The organism is Pseudoalteromonas fenneropenaei, from assembly GCF_042643375.1.
GTDB lineage: Bacteria > Pseudomonadota > Gammaproteobacteria > Enterobacterales > Alteromonadaceae > Pseudoalteromonas > Pseudoalteromonas fenneropenaei.
This window is the reverse complement of the sequence record NZ_JBHRSD010000010.1, coordinates 50765-66049: the sequence shown is the minus strand read 5'-3', so window position 1 is coordinate 66049 and position 15285 is coordinate 50765. Positions and strand designations below refer to the sequence as shown.

Below are 15285 nucleotides of genomic sequence, written 5' to 3'. Positions count from 1 at the left end.
CCTGCGCCTGACGATAGTGCGTACTATTTACGGCTTAAATGAATGTAGTCTGTTTTGTGCTTTTAACACACCGTCTTTCGCTACGATTTCCATACAGCGCACCGCTTCATCAACAGCGGCGTCAATTAACGTTTGCTCATTGGCTGGGGCTTTGCCTAAGACCCATCCTGTCACTTTATCTTTGTGTCCAGGGTGGCCAATACCAACACGCAAGCGCATGAATTCTTTATTGTTGCCAAGCTTTGCTATGATGTCTTTCAGACCGTTGTGACCACCATGTCCGCCACCTTTTTTTAGTTTAGCGATACCGGGTTCTAAATCCATTTCATCGTGCGCGACGAGGATTTGTTCGGCTGGAATTTTATAAAAGTTGGCGAGACTAGCAACGGCTTTGCCACTTAAGTTCATATAAGTTGTTGGTATAAGCAACATGAACTCTTGGTTTTGAATAATGACTTTGCCGACTAGACCATGATGTTTGGTATCGTGTTTCAAGATGCAGTTGTAGCGTTTTGCCAGTTCTTCAATAAACCAAGCACCTGCATTGTGACGAGTGTTCGCGTATTCGGGGCCTGGATTAGCCAGGCCCACTAGCAATTGAAATGCATTCAAGGTGTTAACACCTTAAAATTACTCAGCTGCTGCTTCTTCAGAAGCGCCACCTTTAGGTGCATTTAGAGTAACAACCGCTTGGTCGTGGTCTGCGCCTTTAGCAAGCTCAACAGATACTACGCCAGCTGGAAGTTTAACGTCTGAAAGGTGAACTGTTTGACCAACAGCAACTTTAGCCATATCGATTTCTACGAACTCAGGTAGGTTCTTTGGTAGACATACGATTTCGATTTCAGTTACGTGGTGAGCGATAACGTTGCCACCTTTAGTTGCTTTGTCTTCGTTGATGAAGTGTACAGGCACTTTAGTGTGTAACTTGTGGCTAGGATCAACACGTTGGAAATCAAGGTGAGTGATCTTTGGCTTGTACGGGTGACGTTGAACGTCTTTAAGGATCGCTTCAACTGACTCGCCACCGATGTTTAGAGTTAGAATGTGCGCGTAGAAACCTTCATCTTCTTGAGCTTTTAATACTTTGCTGTGCTCAAGAGTTAAAGCTACTGCTTCTTTGCCTGCGCCGTAAAGAATCGCAGGAACTTTGTCTGCGTGACGTAGGCGGCGGCTCGCACCAGTACCTAAATTAGCGCGTACTTCTGCATCCAAAGTGTATAATTTGTTAGACATAATGTCTCCAAAATCAATAGATTAATAAGAATTGAAACATTCGCGACCAAATGCTTCACCTTTAAAAGGCGCGCTACTATACCACCGCTGTGGATAAAACAAAACCACAAAACGCAAAAAAGCACCCGCAGGTGCTTTTATTCAGAGCGATATCAGGCTTAGTGTTGGAACATAGCTGAGATAGACTCTTCGTTGCTGATACGACGTACCGTTTCAGCGAGCATGTCGGCAAGGGTCAATACTTTGATCTTGTCGATGGCTTTTAATTCGTCTGAAAGCGGAATTGAGTCAGTTACAATAACTTCATCAATCACTGAGTTTTTCAGGTTTTCAGCGGCGTTACCAGAAAGTACTGGGTGAGTGGCGTAAGCAAACACGCGCTTTGCACCATGCTCTTTTAACGCTTCTGCGGCTTTACATAATGTACCGCCAGTATCAATCATGTCGTCAACGATAATACAGTCACGGCCAGCAACATCACCAATGATGTGCATAACCTGTGAAACGTTTGCTTGCGGACGACGTTTGTCGATAATAGCAAGGTCGGTGTCGTTGAGTAATTTCGCAATTGCACGAGCACGTACTACACCGCCGATGTCTGGAGATACCACGACCGCATCTTCAAAGTTACGTTCACGCATATCTTCAATCAGCACAGGGCTGCCGAATACGTTATCAACTGGAACGTCGAAGAAACCTTGGATCTGCTCAGCATGAAGATCGACTGTCAAGACGCGGTCAACACCAACGCTTGAAAGGAAATCTGCCACCACTTTAGCTGTGATTGGTACACGCGCAGAACGTACACGACGGTCCTGACGAGCATAGCCAAAGTACGGGATAACCGCTGTAATACGACCAGCAGAAGCACGGCGAAGTGCGTCAACCATGACGATTAATTCCATCAGGTTGTCATTAGTTGGGGCACAAGTGGATTGAATGATGAAAACGTCAGAACCACGAACATTTTCATTGATTTGAATACTTATCTCACCGTCGCTAAAACGGCCAACCGATGCATCACCCAGTTCAATAAAGAGACGTTTTGCAATCTTTTGAGCAAGTTCAGGTGTTGCATTACCAGCGAAGAGCTTCATGTCAGGCACGGTAGGGTTCCTCAGGCACTGAATTTTTGAACTAACATGCAATGACAGGAGTCAATACAAGCTAACTTAAACATATACTTCAGAGTGCTACATCCAACTGCGTATGGGCAGGAGAACGATTTGCACTGGTGGCTACAAAGCCTTGCCAATTGGCGGGAAGTTGTTGGAGTACACGCTCGGCTGCAGCGACAGAATCAAATTCTGCAAAGCAGCACGCTCCAGTTCCCGTCATTTTCGACGGTGCATATTTTAGCAACCAGAGCAGGGTCTTTTCAACCTCAGGGTAGAGCTTTTTAACCAGCATTTCACAATCATTGCGCGTTTCTGATAGTTGCCAACCTGATTTCAGCTTAGGCGTGGTGCGGGGTAAGTCAGGATGAGTGAAAATTGCAGCGGTGCTTACATGTACCCCAGGACTTACCACTAAATACGCTTTTTCTGGCAATTTGACGGGTTTGAGTTGCTCACCTATCCCTTGGGCATGCGCACTTAGACCGCGCACAAACACTGGTACATCGGCTCCTAAGGTCACGCCAAGCGCTGCTAATTGGTTTATATTAAGGCCGCATTGCCATAATTTATTGACCGCTAACAAAGTAGTGGCTGCATCGGACGAGCCGCCGCCCACTCCGCCCCCCATGGGGAGCCGCTTGACCAGCTGGATGTCCAAACCTTGCTGAATCTTGCGGTAGGGGATGAGTTTTTGTGCCGCTTTATAAATTAAGTTATCGTGAAGTGGAATATCCGCCGGTGCGCCACTAATACTGATATGGTCTTGCTCGCAGAGTGCAAAATGCAAAGTGTCGCCATAATTTAGGAAAGTGAATAGGGTTTCTAATTCGTGATAGCCGTCGTCACGGCGACCATTGACGTGCAAGAAAAGATTTAATTTGGCAGGTGCAAGTAAAGTGAGTTCGGTCATGTAAATTGCCAACGTGAGAGATTGAGTTTAATGGTCAAGTCTTGGTTTTTAAGTGTAATGCGAGTGGGTAAAAAAAAGCCATCTTGGTTAATATATTGTTGGTAGTTTAGCTGCCAGACTTGTCCTTGTTGATCAAGCCAAGTGCCAGACACCAATCTTGCTTGTTCATCAAAGCGGGCATCGTGTAGAGTTAGGGTTGCAGTTAGCCAATGCTCGGCGTCGGCCACCGGTAGTTGCAGCCCAGTTAAACGTGCTAGTAACTCTGCGGTGTTTTTGCCATAGAAAGTGTCGTCTGGCAATTCTAAGCTCACGCCACCACGTGACTCAACTAAATGCAGTACTTGCGTACCGATAAATGATGTAAGTTTAATGTCGTGAAACGGTTCTTTATAGTTCCATACAAAGTTGGCGGATTGGCGTTCTTGGCTGCTGAGAAATGCTACTTTGCCTTGAACGCGCCAATCCGTCTGGGCTGCAAGGCGTTTTTGCCAACCCATTTGTACCGAGTCTGGCGGGGTAATACGACTGCTACAACCACCTAGGATCATTATAAACATGAGCAAAATCAAATGAAATCGTTTCAAACTCGGTTCCTTACTTTCCATATTCGATTGATTTTTGATAAAATTGCCATCTCTACAGTAAGGCAAAGAATCGACTGGCAACTATGACGATAATCGCACTGGGTATCAACCACAAAACGGCAAGCGTTGAATTACGTGAAAAAGTTGCGTTCTCACCAGAGCAATTATCTACCGCTTTACAACAGCTTAAGCAACATTCTGTGGTTAATGAAGCGGTCATTGTATCAACTTGTAACCGCACTGAGCTCTATTGTAGCCTTGAGGAAAGCAATTCCCAAGCGCTGTTAAGCTGGCTTGCCAGTTTCCACCGTTTAGATGAACAAGCCCTGAGCGATAATGTCTACATTCATCAAAATTTTGATGCTGTGAATCATTTAATGCGCGTGGCGTGTGGTTTGGACTCCTTGGTGCTGGGGGAGCCGCAAATTTTGGGGCAAATTAAGCAAGCGTACGGCTTGTCCAAACACCATGGCGGCATCAGTGTGCAGTTTGAGCGTTTGTTCCAAAAAACCTTTTCGGTTGCTAAGCAAGTGCGCACTGAAACTGACATTGGTGCCAGTGCCGTGTCTGTTGCGTATGCTGCGGTCAATCTAGCGCGGCATATTTATGGCCAACTGGATAAAACTAAAGTGTTGTTAATTGGCGCAGGTGAAACCATTGAGTTAGTAGCAAAGCATCTGGCGCAACATAATCCAAAGCAAATTACCGTAGCGAATCGAACCAGAGAGCGTGCTGAAGCCCTTGCCGCAGAAGTGGGGGCTGGGGTGATTGCACTGGCGCAGTTGCCAGAAGAATTACATCATGCGGATATTGTTATCAGTTCAACGGCCAGCACTTTGCCAATCATAGGTAAGGGTATGGTCGAACAGGCGTTGAAAAAACGCCGTTATAAACCTATGTTGTTTGTCGATATTGCTGTGCCGCGAGATATCGAAGCGCAAGTGGGTGAATTGGATGATGCATATTTGTATTCAGTTGATGACTTACAGGCAATAGTCAGCGAAAATATTGCTAATCGAGAACAAGCTGCTTTGCAGGCGCAACAGATCATAGATGAAAAAACCCATGAGTTTGCCCAATGGCAGCGCTCTATGCAGTCTGTTGATGTGATCCGAGATTATCGTGCCAAAGCAGAACAAACGAAAACTGAGCTTTTAGAAAAAGCCTTAAATCAACTTCAGGCTGGAAAACCAGCCGATAAATTACTAATTGAGTTAGCAAATAAATTGACCAATCGCCTCACCCATGCGCCGACACGCGCCATTCAGGAGGCGGCCAAGCAAGGTGATATCGCCACTATCGCGCAACTCAAGCAGTCCTTAGGATTAGAGCAGGAATAACACACCCATGAAAGAGTCAGTCTACCGGAAACTGGAAACCCTTGCCGAGCGCTATGAAGAAGTTCAAGCGCTGCTCAGTGACCCTGAGGTAATTGGCGACCAAAATCGTTTCCGTGACTTATCGAAAGAATATTCTGAGTTAGAAGACGTTGTAAAGGCGTTTGCAGCATACTGCCAAGCTCGTGAAGATGTCACCACCGCAGAAGAAATGCTGAAAGACTCAGATCCAGATATGCGTGAACTAGCGCAAGAAGAATTTAAGTCGGCCAAAGCGGCAGTGGCGGACTTAGATGCACAATTACAGATCCTGATGATCCCCAAAGACCCACGTGACAATCACAACGTGTTCTTGGAAGTGCGTGCTGGTACGGGCGGTGACGAAGCCGCCATTTTTGCTGGTGACTTGTTCCGTATGTATTCACGTTTTGCTGAAACGCAAAAATGGAAAGTGGAAATCATCAGCACTAACGAAGGTGAACACGGCGGTTTTAAAGAAGTGATTGCGAACATCACAGGTGAAGGCGTGTACGGTAAGCTCAAGTTTGAATCTGGTGCACACCGTGTCCAACGTGTACCTGAGACTGAATCGCAAGGTCGTGTTCATACCTCAGCTTGTACTGTAGCAGTCATGGCTGAGTTACCTGAAGCTGAAGCGATTGAAATTAACCCAGCGGATTTAAAAGTAGATACTTTCCGTGCATCTGGCGCGGGTGGTCAGCACGTTAACAAAACTGACTCAGCAATTCGTATTACACACATTCCAACTGGTGTAGTGGTTGAATGTCAGGACGAACGTTCGCAGCATAAAAACCGTGCTAAAGCGCTATCTGTACTTGCCGCACGTTTACAGCAAGCCGAAGATGAAAAACGCGCCGCCGCAGAAGCGTCTGAGCGTCGTAATCTGGTTGGTAGCGGTGACCGCTCTGAGCGTATTCGTACCTATAACTACCCACAAGGTCGTATTACCGATCATCGTATCGGTTTAACTTTATATCGCCTCAACGAAGTGATGGAAGGGGATTTATCTTCTGTTATCAATCCACTTTTAGTTGAACATCAAGCCGACATGTTGGCAGCGATGGGCGACGAATAAGCGTGACTGATGTTACCGTAGCCCAGGCGCTCGCCTGGGCACAGCAGCAAGTCGCTGCGCAATCTGACAGTGCTAAACTAGACGCACAAGTATTACTACTGCACCTACTCAAGAAACCCAAAAGCTATTTATACGCTTGGTCTGATGCACTGCTCGACGACACCATTTGGCATCAGTTTCAACAGTTGGTGATGCGCCGCAGCAAGGGGGAGCCGATTGCGCATATAACCGGAATGCGCGAATTTTGGAGTCTACCGTTTTATGTCAACCCCAGCACGTTAATCCCAAGGCCAGATACTGAAACCTTAGTCGATTATGCGCTATCTTTGTCGCTGCCGGCCAATGCCAAAGTGCTTGACCTAGGTACTGGCACGGGAGCTATCGCACTGGCACTTGCCAGCGAACGACCTACTTGGCGTATTACTGCAGTGGACTATTCTCATGATGCCGTGGCCCTTGCGACAAAAAATCGTGATCAGCTTGGCTTACCACAAGTTGAGATTGTCCAAGGGAGTTGGTTTACACCGCTACCCGCAAGTCAATTTGACCTGATTGTCAGTAATCCGCCTTATATCGACCCTGACGACCCGCATCTTTCACAAGGGGATGTGCGGTTTGAACCGCTTTCAGCGCTAGTTGCACCAGAGCAGGGGCTTGCCGATATTCGCCATATTGTTAGCCAAGGTCGACAGTTTTTGAGCTCGGGTGGGCATTTAGCGTTAGAGCATGGTTATGATCAAGCCGAGGCGGTGCAGAGAATTTTTGCAGAAATGGCGTATATTAATATACTTACAATAAAAGATATGGCAGGGTGTGATAGGGTGACTGTTGCGCAGTGGCCATCATTTTAACCTGACGCTAATTCGTACAATGCAGAAAGGATCCCAGTATGGATGATTTTTTATTTTCTGATGAACCCCATGAAGCAGCCCAGCCGCAAGAGTGTGGCCGATGGAAGGTGATCATCGTTGACGATGAACCTGAAGTTCATGCCGTGACTAAGCTGGCGCTGAGTGATTTTGAGTTCCAGAAAAAACGCCTTGAATTCATCAGTGCTTATTCTGGTGAAGAAGCCAAAAAAATCATTCAAGAACATCCAGATGCCGCAATCGTGCTACTTGATGTGGTGATGGAAACCGATGATGCGGGCCTGCAAGTGGCGCGCTTTATTCGCGAAACGGCAAAGAACAATCATATCCGCATTATCTTACGTACTGGCCAGCCAGGCCAAGCACCTGAGCGTCAGGTTATTGTTAATTATGATATTAATGACTATAAATCTAAGACTGAACTGACCGCGCAAAAACTCTTTACTGTAGTAATGTCGAGCCTGCGCTCATATCGCGATATTCTCGCCATTGAGCAATCGCGCGAAGGCCTTGAGAAAATCATTTGTGCTTCGCGAGATATTTTTTCGGCGCACTCCATTGAACACTTTATTCAAGGGGTGTTGCAGCAACTAACTTCGTTACTCGGTACAGTTGACGAGGCTATGTACGCAACGTCACTGGTGGCGAGTAACAATATCACCCGTCAAAATGGTCAATTAATTGTATTTTCAGGACGTGGTGAGTTTGAACGTAGCGAAGGCAAACCGATTAGCGAAGTACTCACCACAGATCAACTAGAAGCTTGTCAGCAGGCTTTAGCGCAAAAGAGTATTGTGTATAAAAACAATTATTTGTTTGCGTATTGCTCAAGTGAATACAATCACAGCTCAATGTTGTTTGTATCAGGCATTCCTGAGTTTTTAACTGAAACGCAAAAACATTTAATCGAGATTTTTGCTCAGAACGTACAGCTGGCATACGAAAACGTGCAACTGCAAGCTGAAATTGAAGACACCCAGCAGGAGCTAGTGTACCGTCTCAGCGAAGCACTAGAACAGCGTTCAACTGAAACCGGTAACCACGTTAAGCGGGTTTCGCATATTTGTTATGCGTTAGCACGCAGCTATGGGCTGAGTAATCGCGAAGCGGAACTGATCCGCATTGCGGCGCCGCTGCATGATGTGGGTAAAGTTGGCATTCCCGATGCAATTTTAAATAAACCGTCCAAACTCGACGACAGCGAATGGTCGGTGATGAAAACCCATACTGACAAAGGTTTTCAAATTCTCAAAGATTCACGCCGAGAAATCGTCAATGCAGGGGCCATTATTGCCCGTGACCACCATGAAAAATGGGATGGCTCGGGCTATCCGCGTGGTAAAAAAGGCGAAGATATTCACATTTTTGGCCGTATCGTAGCATTGGCCGATGTCTATGATGCACTGCGCCATAACCGCTGCTATAAACCGGCATGGGCATTGCCAGAAGTGTTAGCGGAAGTAAACAAGCAGCGCGGTGTACATTTTGATCCTAAATTGGTTGATGTTTTTGTCGCAATCATTGACGATCTCGAACACATTCTTGAACTTTATCCGGATTAATATTTTATGTCTTACGTAGCAGTAAAACACCTCCACGTTTTGTTAGTGGTGTTAAGTATAGTATTGTTTTATACCCGTGCCGGTGCTCGTATTTTTTCAAGCAAACTTGCCAATAACAAAGCCATCTTTATTACCTCACACAGCATAGATACGGCTTTGTTGATCTCAGCTATTGCGTTGGTGGTTATGGCGGGCTGGTCACCATTAGCAACTCCTTGGCTAATGGAAAAAATCATCTTAGTTGTCGCCTATATCGGCTTAGGTGTCGTTGCGGCAAAAACGACCAAGCAGTCATTACGTGTTACCTTGGTGCTAGTGGTTACCGCAATTTTGGCCTTAATAGGGCATCTGGCTATGAGTAAAAACGGCTTTTTACTGTCGTAAATTCAAAAGTTAACTTTTATTCTGTCATTAGCGCGCAAACTTAATCGTGAGTTTGCGCCTCACTTTTGCAATAGTTGCAAGAACATGCACTCTGCCGCCATTTATCTAACTCGGGTGATATTCCTATCACAGCCATTGGTATCTAAGACAAAAATAGGTAAACTAGCTGTTCACTAAGATATAGAGCTGTACTAAGTAAATTATGACTGAAAGCTGGTTCGACGAGCAGGATGACAATATCGACTATCTGCCCGCGCCTATCTATCGTTGCATTCAGGCTGAATTGCAATGGGATGCGCAAGCTAAAGTACATCAGGTATGCGCGCTGTTAGCTGATTTAGAACATCAGGTGATGCAATTGATAATGGATTGCGAGGATGAACATCAGCGTTTAGATCGCTTGCTCGATAAATTTTTTACTGATTGGTTGTTCAGTGGCACCAATCAGGAAGTACCTGAGTATCAACTCAATAGCCTGTGCTATTTACTGCAAATGCACAGTGGTAGCCCTACTTCATTAGCTATTTTATTGGTACATCTATTGGAAATGGCTCACCTTGAGGCCAATATTGCAATCAACCAAGGCGATATCATGATCCACATCGCGATAAGCGAAGAAGAAGGATACATGTTAGACCCCACTAACGGCCAGCAATCTTGGTATGTCGTGCCAGAAAATGCACCAGAAGAAGACAGTGAACCATTGGAACTGGTTATGGGTGAAGAGTTGCTAAAATTATTTTTAGCCCAGCAAAAATGGGCCTTTATTGGCGGCGAAAAGTTTGGCCATGCACTTGGCTGCGTTGATATGTTGATGGAGCTATTAGGTGATGATCCCTATGAGCGTCGTGACCGAGGCTACCTATTGAATCAACTGGATTGCCCAAAAATGGCCAAAGCAGACTTGCAATTTTTTGTTGATGAATGCCCCGATGATCCCACCATTGAGTTAATTCAGCTGCAGATTGCTGAATTACCCGATCATAATAATATTCTGCATTAACGAGGAAGCCGATGGAGACTTCACAAGCACTTATCACCAATAATGCGGTGATTTTAGGTGTACTAGCCACAATTTTGGGCTTAGTTTTTTATACTTCAAATTTAAAGCAAGGCTTTTGGGCAAAGTTTTATAAATATGTGCCTGCTTTGCTGATGTGTTATTTCCTGCCTTCGTTATTAAATACTTTTGGTATCATTGATGGCAGTAATAACGATGTCTATACCGTAGCTAAATATTATTTGTTACCTGCTTGCTTAGTATTACTGACCTTAAGTATTGATATTAAAGCAGTTGCTGGGCTTGGTAAAAAAGCGCTAATAATGTTCTTTACAGGTACTGTTGGGGTCGTAATAGGTGGTCCAATTGCGCTGCTTGTGACCGCGGCGATTATGCCCGAGCTGCTTGATGTAACCGGACCAGAAGCGGTGTGGCGCGGTATGGCTGCACTAGCTGGGAGTTGGATCGGTGGCGGCGCCAATATGGTGGCCATGAAAGAAATTTACGGCGCTGGTGGCGATATCTTCACCATTATGGTCACGGTCGATATTGTAGTGGCAAATATGTGGATGGCGGTGCTGTTATATTTGGCGGCGCGTCATAAAGAAATTGATGCTCGCTCTGGTGCGGATACCAGCTCAATTGATCGCTTGATTGCTAAAGTACAACAGTTTGAAGCGCAAAACTCGCGTAAACCTGAACTGAGCGATTTGATGATCCTGATAGCCTTTGCGTTTGGTGCTACGGGTCTTGCCCATTTAGTGGCGGACATTGTAGTGCCTTTTTTTGCAGCCAATTACCCTGAGTTGAAAAAATTCTCATTGCACAGCAAACTGTTTTGGATCATTGTTTTAGTTACCACAATCGGCTTGGCATTGTCTTTTACCAAAGTGCGTAATTTGGAATCGGTTGGTGCGTCAAAAGTGGGCTCCAGTTTCCTTTATATTTTGGTCGCGACTATTGGTTTACACATGGATATCGCAAAAATTGTCGAAGCGCCTAAATATGTTGTGATAGGCATTATTTGGATGGCCGTGCATGTGCTGTTGATGGTGATAGTAGGGCGAATAATTAAAGCGCCAATTTTCTACTTAGCCGTTGGCAGTAAAGCCAACATAGGAGCGGCTGCTTCAGCGCCTGTTGTGGCCTCCGCTTTCCACCCAGCACTGGCACCTGTTGGGGTGTTGCTAGCGGTACTTGGTTATGCGCTTGGTACGTATATGGCGTGGATCTGCGGTCAGATCATGCGCGTGATTGCAGCTTAATGTTAGTGCCGTTTTAGTTGAGTAAAGTGATGAATAAACAATTGATTAAGTTAGCGAATTTGGAAGTAGCCAACGACAAGCCATTTGTGCTGTTTGGTGGTATGAATGTGCTTGAGTCACGTGATTTAGCGATGCGTATTGCAGAGCATTATGTTGAAGTAACAACTAAGCTCAACATTCCTTATGTTTTCAAAGCGTCATTTGACAAGGCCAACCGCTCTTCAATTAACTCTTACCGCGGTCCAGGCATGGAAGAAGGGTTAAAAATCTTTGAAGAGATTAAAAAGACCTTTAACGTGCCACTTATTACCGATGTGCATGAGCCTTATCAGGCTGCACCCGTTGCTGAAGTGGTGGATGTGATTCAACTACCTGCGTTTTTAGCGCGCCAAACCGATTTAGTCGTGGCAATGGCAAAAACTGGTGCGGTGATCAACGTTAAGAAGCCGCAGTTTTTAGCACCACACGAAATGCGCCATATTATCAAAAAGCTGCACGAAGCTGGGAATGACCAAGTGATCTTATGCGAGCGTGGCAGCTGCTTTGGTTACAACAACTTAGTGGTTGATATGTTAGGTATGGATGACATGAAGCAAATGGCGCCGGTGATTTTTGACGCCACCCATGCGTTGCAACGCCCAGGTGGCCGCTCTGATTCTGCCGATGGTCGTCGTGCGCAAGCTGCTGAACTTGCTCGCTCAGGACTTGCACTAGGCTTAGCGGGTTTGTTTATTGAAGCGCATCCTAATCCAAACGAAGCTAAATGTGATGGTCCATGCGCGTTGCCACTGGCTAAGTTAGAAGCTTATCTGCAGCAAATGAAGGCGGTAGATGAGTTAGTAAAAAGTTTCCCACCGCTTGATACGAGCGCTGCGGATCTCTAATAATTTGGCCCGCCCAGCGGGCTTTTTGAGTATAAAACATGTCAAGAAGACTGCCCCCCTTAAATGCGTTAAAGGCTTTTGAAGCTGCAGCAAGGCATTTAAGTTTTACCAAAGCAGCCGAAGAGCTGTATGTGACTCAGGCAGCAGTTAGCCATCAGATTAAAACCCTTGAAGATCACCTCGGACTGAAGTTGTTTTTACGCAAAAACCGTTCGCTGCTGTTGACTGAAGAAGGGCAGGCCTACTTTCTTGATATCAAAGAAATATTCTCGCAGCTAATTGATGCTACCGACAAGCTATTGGCGCGTGGCGCAAAAGGCTCGTTAACGGTAAGCCTGACACCAAGCTTCGCGATTCAGTGGTTGGTACCAAGATTAAGCCGTTTTCATGAAGCGCATCCAGAAATTGATGTGCGTATAAAAGCGCAAGATCATGATGAGAACTCCCTTACCGATGATGTTGATGTGGCGATTTACTATGGTCGCGGCAATTGGAGCGGAGTGCAAACCCATAAGCTGCATACCGAATATTTGGTGCCTTTATGTAGCCCAATGTTGTTAACTGGCCCTAGGCCACTGAATACACCCAATGATTTGGCCAACCATACTTTGCTTCATGACACTACGCGTCGCCCTTGGAAACTATGGATGAAAACCGCTGGGGTGCGTAATGTTCAGGTGAACACCGGGCCCATTTTTAGTCACTCCTCAATGGTGCTTCAGGCGGCAGTGCATGGCCAAGGCGTTGCGCTTGGCAACAGCGTACTGGCGCGGCCAGAGCTGGATGCAGGGCGCTTAGTTATTCCCTTTAGCCATCATCTGGAAAGTAAAAATGCTTACTACTTGGTACTACGTGAATCGCAAACAGAACTTGGCAAAATCGTGGCATTTAAAGACTGGATGCTGTCTATGGTAGAACTCGAACAAGAGATTGCATAATGGCGCTGCATTGGGACTTAGCTGTGCAGCCCAAAGCGAACTTTTTGTTCGCCCATGGTGCTGGCGCAGGGCTGGATAGTGATTTTATGCAGCACATGGCAACCTTGATAGCAGCACAAGGGATCAATGTTGCACGCTTTGATTTTACCTATATGCAGCAGGCTAACGCGCTTAACAAGCGTCGCCCACCGGATAAAGCCGATAAACTCCTTGCTTGTTTTAAAGCCTATTTAGAGGAAATTGACAATGGTTTGCCAACTTTCATCGGTGGTAAATCTATGGGTGGACGCATGGCAACTCTGCTTGCCTGTGACAACAGCTTGAATATTGCTGGGGTATTGGCGTTTGGCTATCCGTTTCATCCTCCAGGAAAGCCTGAGAAATTACGTACCGAGCACTTTTCCACAATTACATTACCAACCCTCATTTTACAAGGCGAGCGTGATACATTTGGTACGCGTGAAGAAGTAGGGCTATGGTCTTTACCAGAGACGTTACAATGGTATTGGCTAGCCGATGGTGACCATTCTTTTAAACCCCGTAAAGCGAGCGGATTTAGCGAAGCGCAACATAGGCAATCGGCGGCTAATCGGGCGGTAACATTTATGCAGGAACAATTATGTCAGTAACTCGAATCGCGATATTGAGTGGGAGTTTTTTTTGTTTTCTCGCCGTTGCGCTCGGTGCCTTTGCCGCCCATGGTTTAAAGGCAGAGCTCAGTGATTATGCCTTGGGGATTTTCAAAACGGGTGCTGAATACCAGTTTATGCACGGTCTTGGTTTAGTGTTGGTCGGCATTTTAAGCGCTCAAGGCTATAAATTACGTGCTACAATGTGGAGTTTTATTGGTGGGATAATACTGTTTAGCGGCAGCCTCTATGGTTTAGCGCTGACTGGCTTAGCCGTATTTGGTCCCATTACGCCACTTGGTGGCAGTTTATTTTTGCTTGGTTGGCTACTCTTAGCCGTTCAAGTGTATCGTCAGCAAGATTAACCGAAAACGGAAATCAAGACGTATGTCGAGTATTGTTATTTATTGTCGCAGTGGTTTTGAAAGTGATGCCGCTGCAGAAATCACCTATTTAGCTGCAGAAGCCGAAGTTTCTGGTTACGTTAAAGCTAAGCCTGACACTGGCTTTGTGGTGTATGAGTGTTTTGATGCAGAAGCGGGTAAAACGCTGATTAAAAAATTGCCTTTTAGCAACTTAGTATTTGCGCGGCAATGGTTCTTTGGCACCCTAGTGAGCAAAATGCCAGTCGATGATAGGGTGAGTGCAATTACTGCGGTGACCGAAGAGTTACCAGAATGTGGTGAACTACGGGTAGAAACACCAGACACCAATACTGGTAAAGAGCTTTCAAAGTTCTGTAAAAAGTTCAGCACGCCACTGGCTAAAGCTTTGGAAAAGCAAGGCAAGTTGCCACGAGAGGTGGCAACCAACAAGCCAGTGCTCCATGTGTTTTTCTTGGCTAATGACACCGCTTATGTGGGTTTCTCTTACAGCAATAACAATTCGCTTTACCCTATGGGGATTTTGCGCTTGCGTTTCCCTGGTGACGCGCCAAGTCGCTCAACGTTGAAGCTAGACGAAGCTTTCCACGTCTTTGTGCCAAAGGACGAGATGGAAAAACGCGTGCGTTCAGGTATGCGCGCGGTTGATCTGGGTGCTTGTCCGGGTGGTTGGACTTATCAATTAGTGCGTCGCGGAATGTTTGTGGCGGCAGTGGATAATGGCCCAATGAACGATGCCTTGATGGAAACGGGACAGGTTAAACATTATCGTGAAGACGGTTTTAAATATCGTCCAGATCGCCGTAATATTGATTGGCTGGTCTGTGATATGGTCGAAAAGCCAATCCGAGTGGCTAACCTGATGGTTGACTGGATAGTAAACGCCTTCGCGAAAGAGCTGATTTTTAACTTGAAGCTACCAATGAAGAAGCGTTTTGAAAGTGTTTTGGAGTGTTTAAATCTTATTCATGAGGAGCTAGAAAAGTATAATGTGGCCTATGAGCTACAAGCTAAGCACTTATTCCATGACCGTGAAGAGATAACTGTGCATATTCGGGTTAACCACATCCCACAAAATATCTACAGCTAA

At 45.8% G+C, this 15285-nt stretch carries 17 protein-coding genes; 12 read left to right on the top strand and 5 right to left on the bottom strand.

From position 1 onward, the window contains the following. Positions 1-27: 27 nt before the first annotated feature. The 5 genes from pth to lolB all read right to left on the bottom strand — a co-directional run bounded on the left by pth (position 28) and on the right by lolB (position 3848). Positions 28-612 carry an aminoacyl-tRNA hydrolase gene (gene pth / locus ACFOEE_RS04365; protein WP_377121310.1) on the bottom strand — a complete coding sequence of 195 codons (585 nt, stop codon included), beginning with the start codon at positions 610-612 and terminating at the stop codon, positions 28-30. An 18-nt stretch (positions 613-630) separates the two neighbouring features. Next, positions 631-1236, bottom strand: a complete 606-nt coding sequence (locus tag ACFOEE_RS04360) for a 50S ribosomal protein L25/general stress protein Ctc (RefSeq protein ID WP_377121308.1) — start codon at positions 1234-1236, stop codon at positions 631-633. A 158-nt stretch (positions 1237-1394) separates the two neighbouring features. After that, a complete protein-coding gene (locus ACFOEE_RS04355) occupies positions 1395-2342 on the bottom strand; it encodes a ribose-phosphate pyrophosphokinase (protein WP_377121306.1) in 948 nt (315 codons plus the stop codon). Positions 2343-2421: 79 nt separating this feature from the next. Further along, the gene (gene ispE, locus ACFOEE_RS04350; RefSeq protein WP_377121304.1) at positions 2422-3264 is read right to left on the bottom strand and encodes a 4-(cytidine 5'-diphospho)-2-C-methyl-D-erythritol kinase; all 843 of its coding nucleotides are present in this window, start codon (positions 3262-3264) and stop codon (positions 2422-2424) included. Then, a complete protein-coding gene (gene lolB, locus ACFOEE_RS04345) occupies positions 3261-3848 on the bottom strand; it encodes a lipoprotein insertase outer membrane protein LolB (protein WP_377121302.1) in 588 nt (195 codons plus the stop codon). The genes ispE and lolB overlap by 4 nt, the downstream gene beginning before the upstream one ends. An 83-nt stretch (positions 3849-3931) precedes the next feature. On the opposite strand from lolB, the gene hemA reads away from it, so the two are divergent. From hemA to rlmM, 12 genes are all read left to right on the top strand, one after another. Then, positions 3932-5188 (top strand): glutamyl-tRNA reductase, encoded by a 1257-nt coding sequence (hemA, locus tag ACFOEE_RS04340; protein ID WP_377121300.1) that lies wholly within the window; start codon positions 3932-3934, stop codon positions 5186-5188. Positions 5189-5195: 7 nt separating this feature from the next. After that, positions 5196-6281 (top strand): peptide chain release factor 1, encoded by a 1086-nt coding sequence (gene prfA / locus ACFOEE_RS04335; protein WP_377121298.1) that lies wholly within the window; start codon positions 5196-5198, stop codon positions 6279-6281. Positions 6282-6283: 2 nt separating this feature from the next. After that, positions 6284-7132 (top strand): peptide chain release factor N(5)-glutamine methyltransferase, encoded by an 849-nt coding sequence (gene prmC / locus ACFOEE_RS04330; RefSeq protein WP_377121296.1) that lies wholly within the window; start codon positions 6284-6286, stop codon positions 7130-7132. Positions 7133-7170: 38 nt separating this feature from the next. Then, positions 7171-8712 (top strand): DUF3369 domain-containing protein, encoded by a 1542-nt coding sequence (locus ACFOEE_RS04325; protein WP_377121294.1) that lies wholly within the window; start codon positions 7171-7173, stop codon positions 8710-8712. A gap of 6 nt (positions 8713-8718) precedes the next feature. Next, positions 8719-9096, top strand: coding sequence for a SirB2 family protein (locus ACFOEE_RS04320; protein WP_377121292.1), 378 nt, complete (start codon positions 8719-8721; stop codon positions 9094-9096). A 202-nt stretch (positions 9097-9298) separates the two neighbouring features. After that, positions 9299-10099, top strand: a complete 801-nt coding sequence (locus ACFOEE_RS04315; protein WP_377121290.1) for a tetratricopeptide repeat protein — start codon at positions 9299-9301, stop codon at positions 10097-10099. A gap of 11 nt (positions 10100-10110) precedes the next feature. Next, a complete protein-coding gene (locus ACFOEE_RS04310) occupies positions 10111-11361 on the top strand; it encodes a DUF819 family protein (RefSeq protein ID WP_377121287.1) in 1251 nt (416 codons plus the stop codon). A 29-nt stretch (positions 11362-11390) separates the two neighbouring features. Continuing rightward, on the top strand, positions 11391-12245 hold the full coding sequence (gene kdsA / locus ACFOEE_RS04305; protein WP_377121285.1) for a 3-deoxy-8-phosphooctulonate synthase: 855 nt from the start codon (positions 11391-11393) through the stop codon (positions 12243-12245). A 38-nt stretch (positions 12246-12283) separates the two neighbouring features. Further along, the gene (locus ACFOEE_RS04300) at positions 12284-13183 is read left to right on the top strand and encodes a transcriptional regulator GcvA (RefSeq protein ID WP_377121283.1); all 900 of its coding nucleotides are present in this window, start codon (positions 12284-12286) and stop codon (positions 13181-13183) included. Next, positions 13183-13812: an alpha/beta family hydrolase gene (locus ACFOEE_RS04295; protein WP_377121281.1), complete on the top strand. Its 630-nt coding sequence runs from the start codon at positions 13183-13185 to the stop codon at positions 13810-13812. The genes ACFOEE_RS04300 and ACFOEE_RS04295 overlap by 1 nt, the downstream gene beginning before the upstream one ends. Continuing rightward, positions 13803-14177, top strand: a complete 375-nt coding sequence (locus tag ACFOEE_RS04290; protein ID WP_377121279.1) for a DUF423 domain-containing protein — start codon at positions 13803-13805, stop codon at positions 14175-14177. The genes ACFOEE_RS04295 and ACFOEE_RS04290 overlap by 10 nt, the downstream gene beginning before the upstream one ends. A gap of 22 nt (positions 14178-14199) precedes the next feature. Then, positions 14200-15285: a 23S rRNA (cytidine(2498)-2'-O)-methyltransferase RlmM gene (gene rlmM, locus ACFOEE_RS04285; RefSeq protein WP_377121277.1), complete on the top strand. Its 1086-nt coding sequence runs from the start codon at positions 14200-14202 to the stop codon at positions 15283-15285.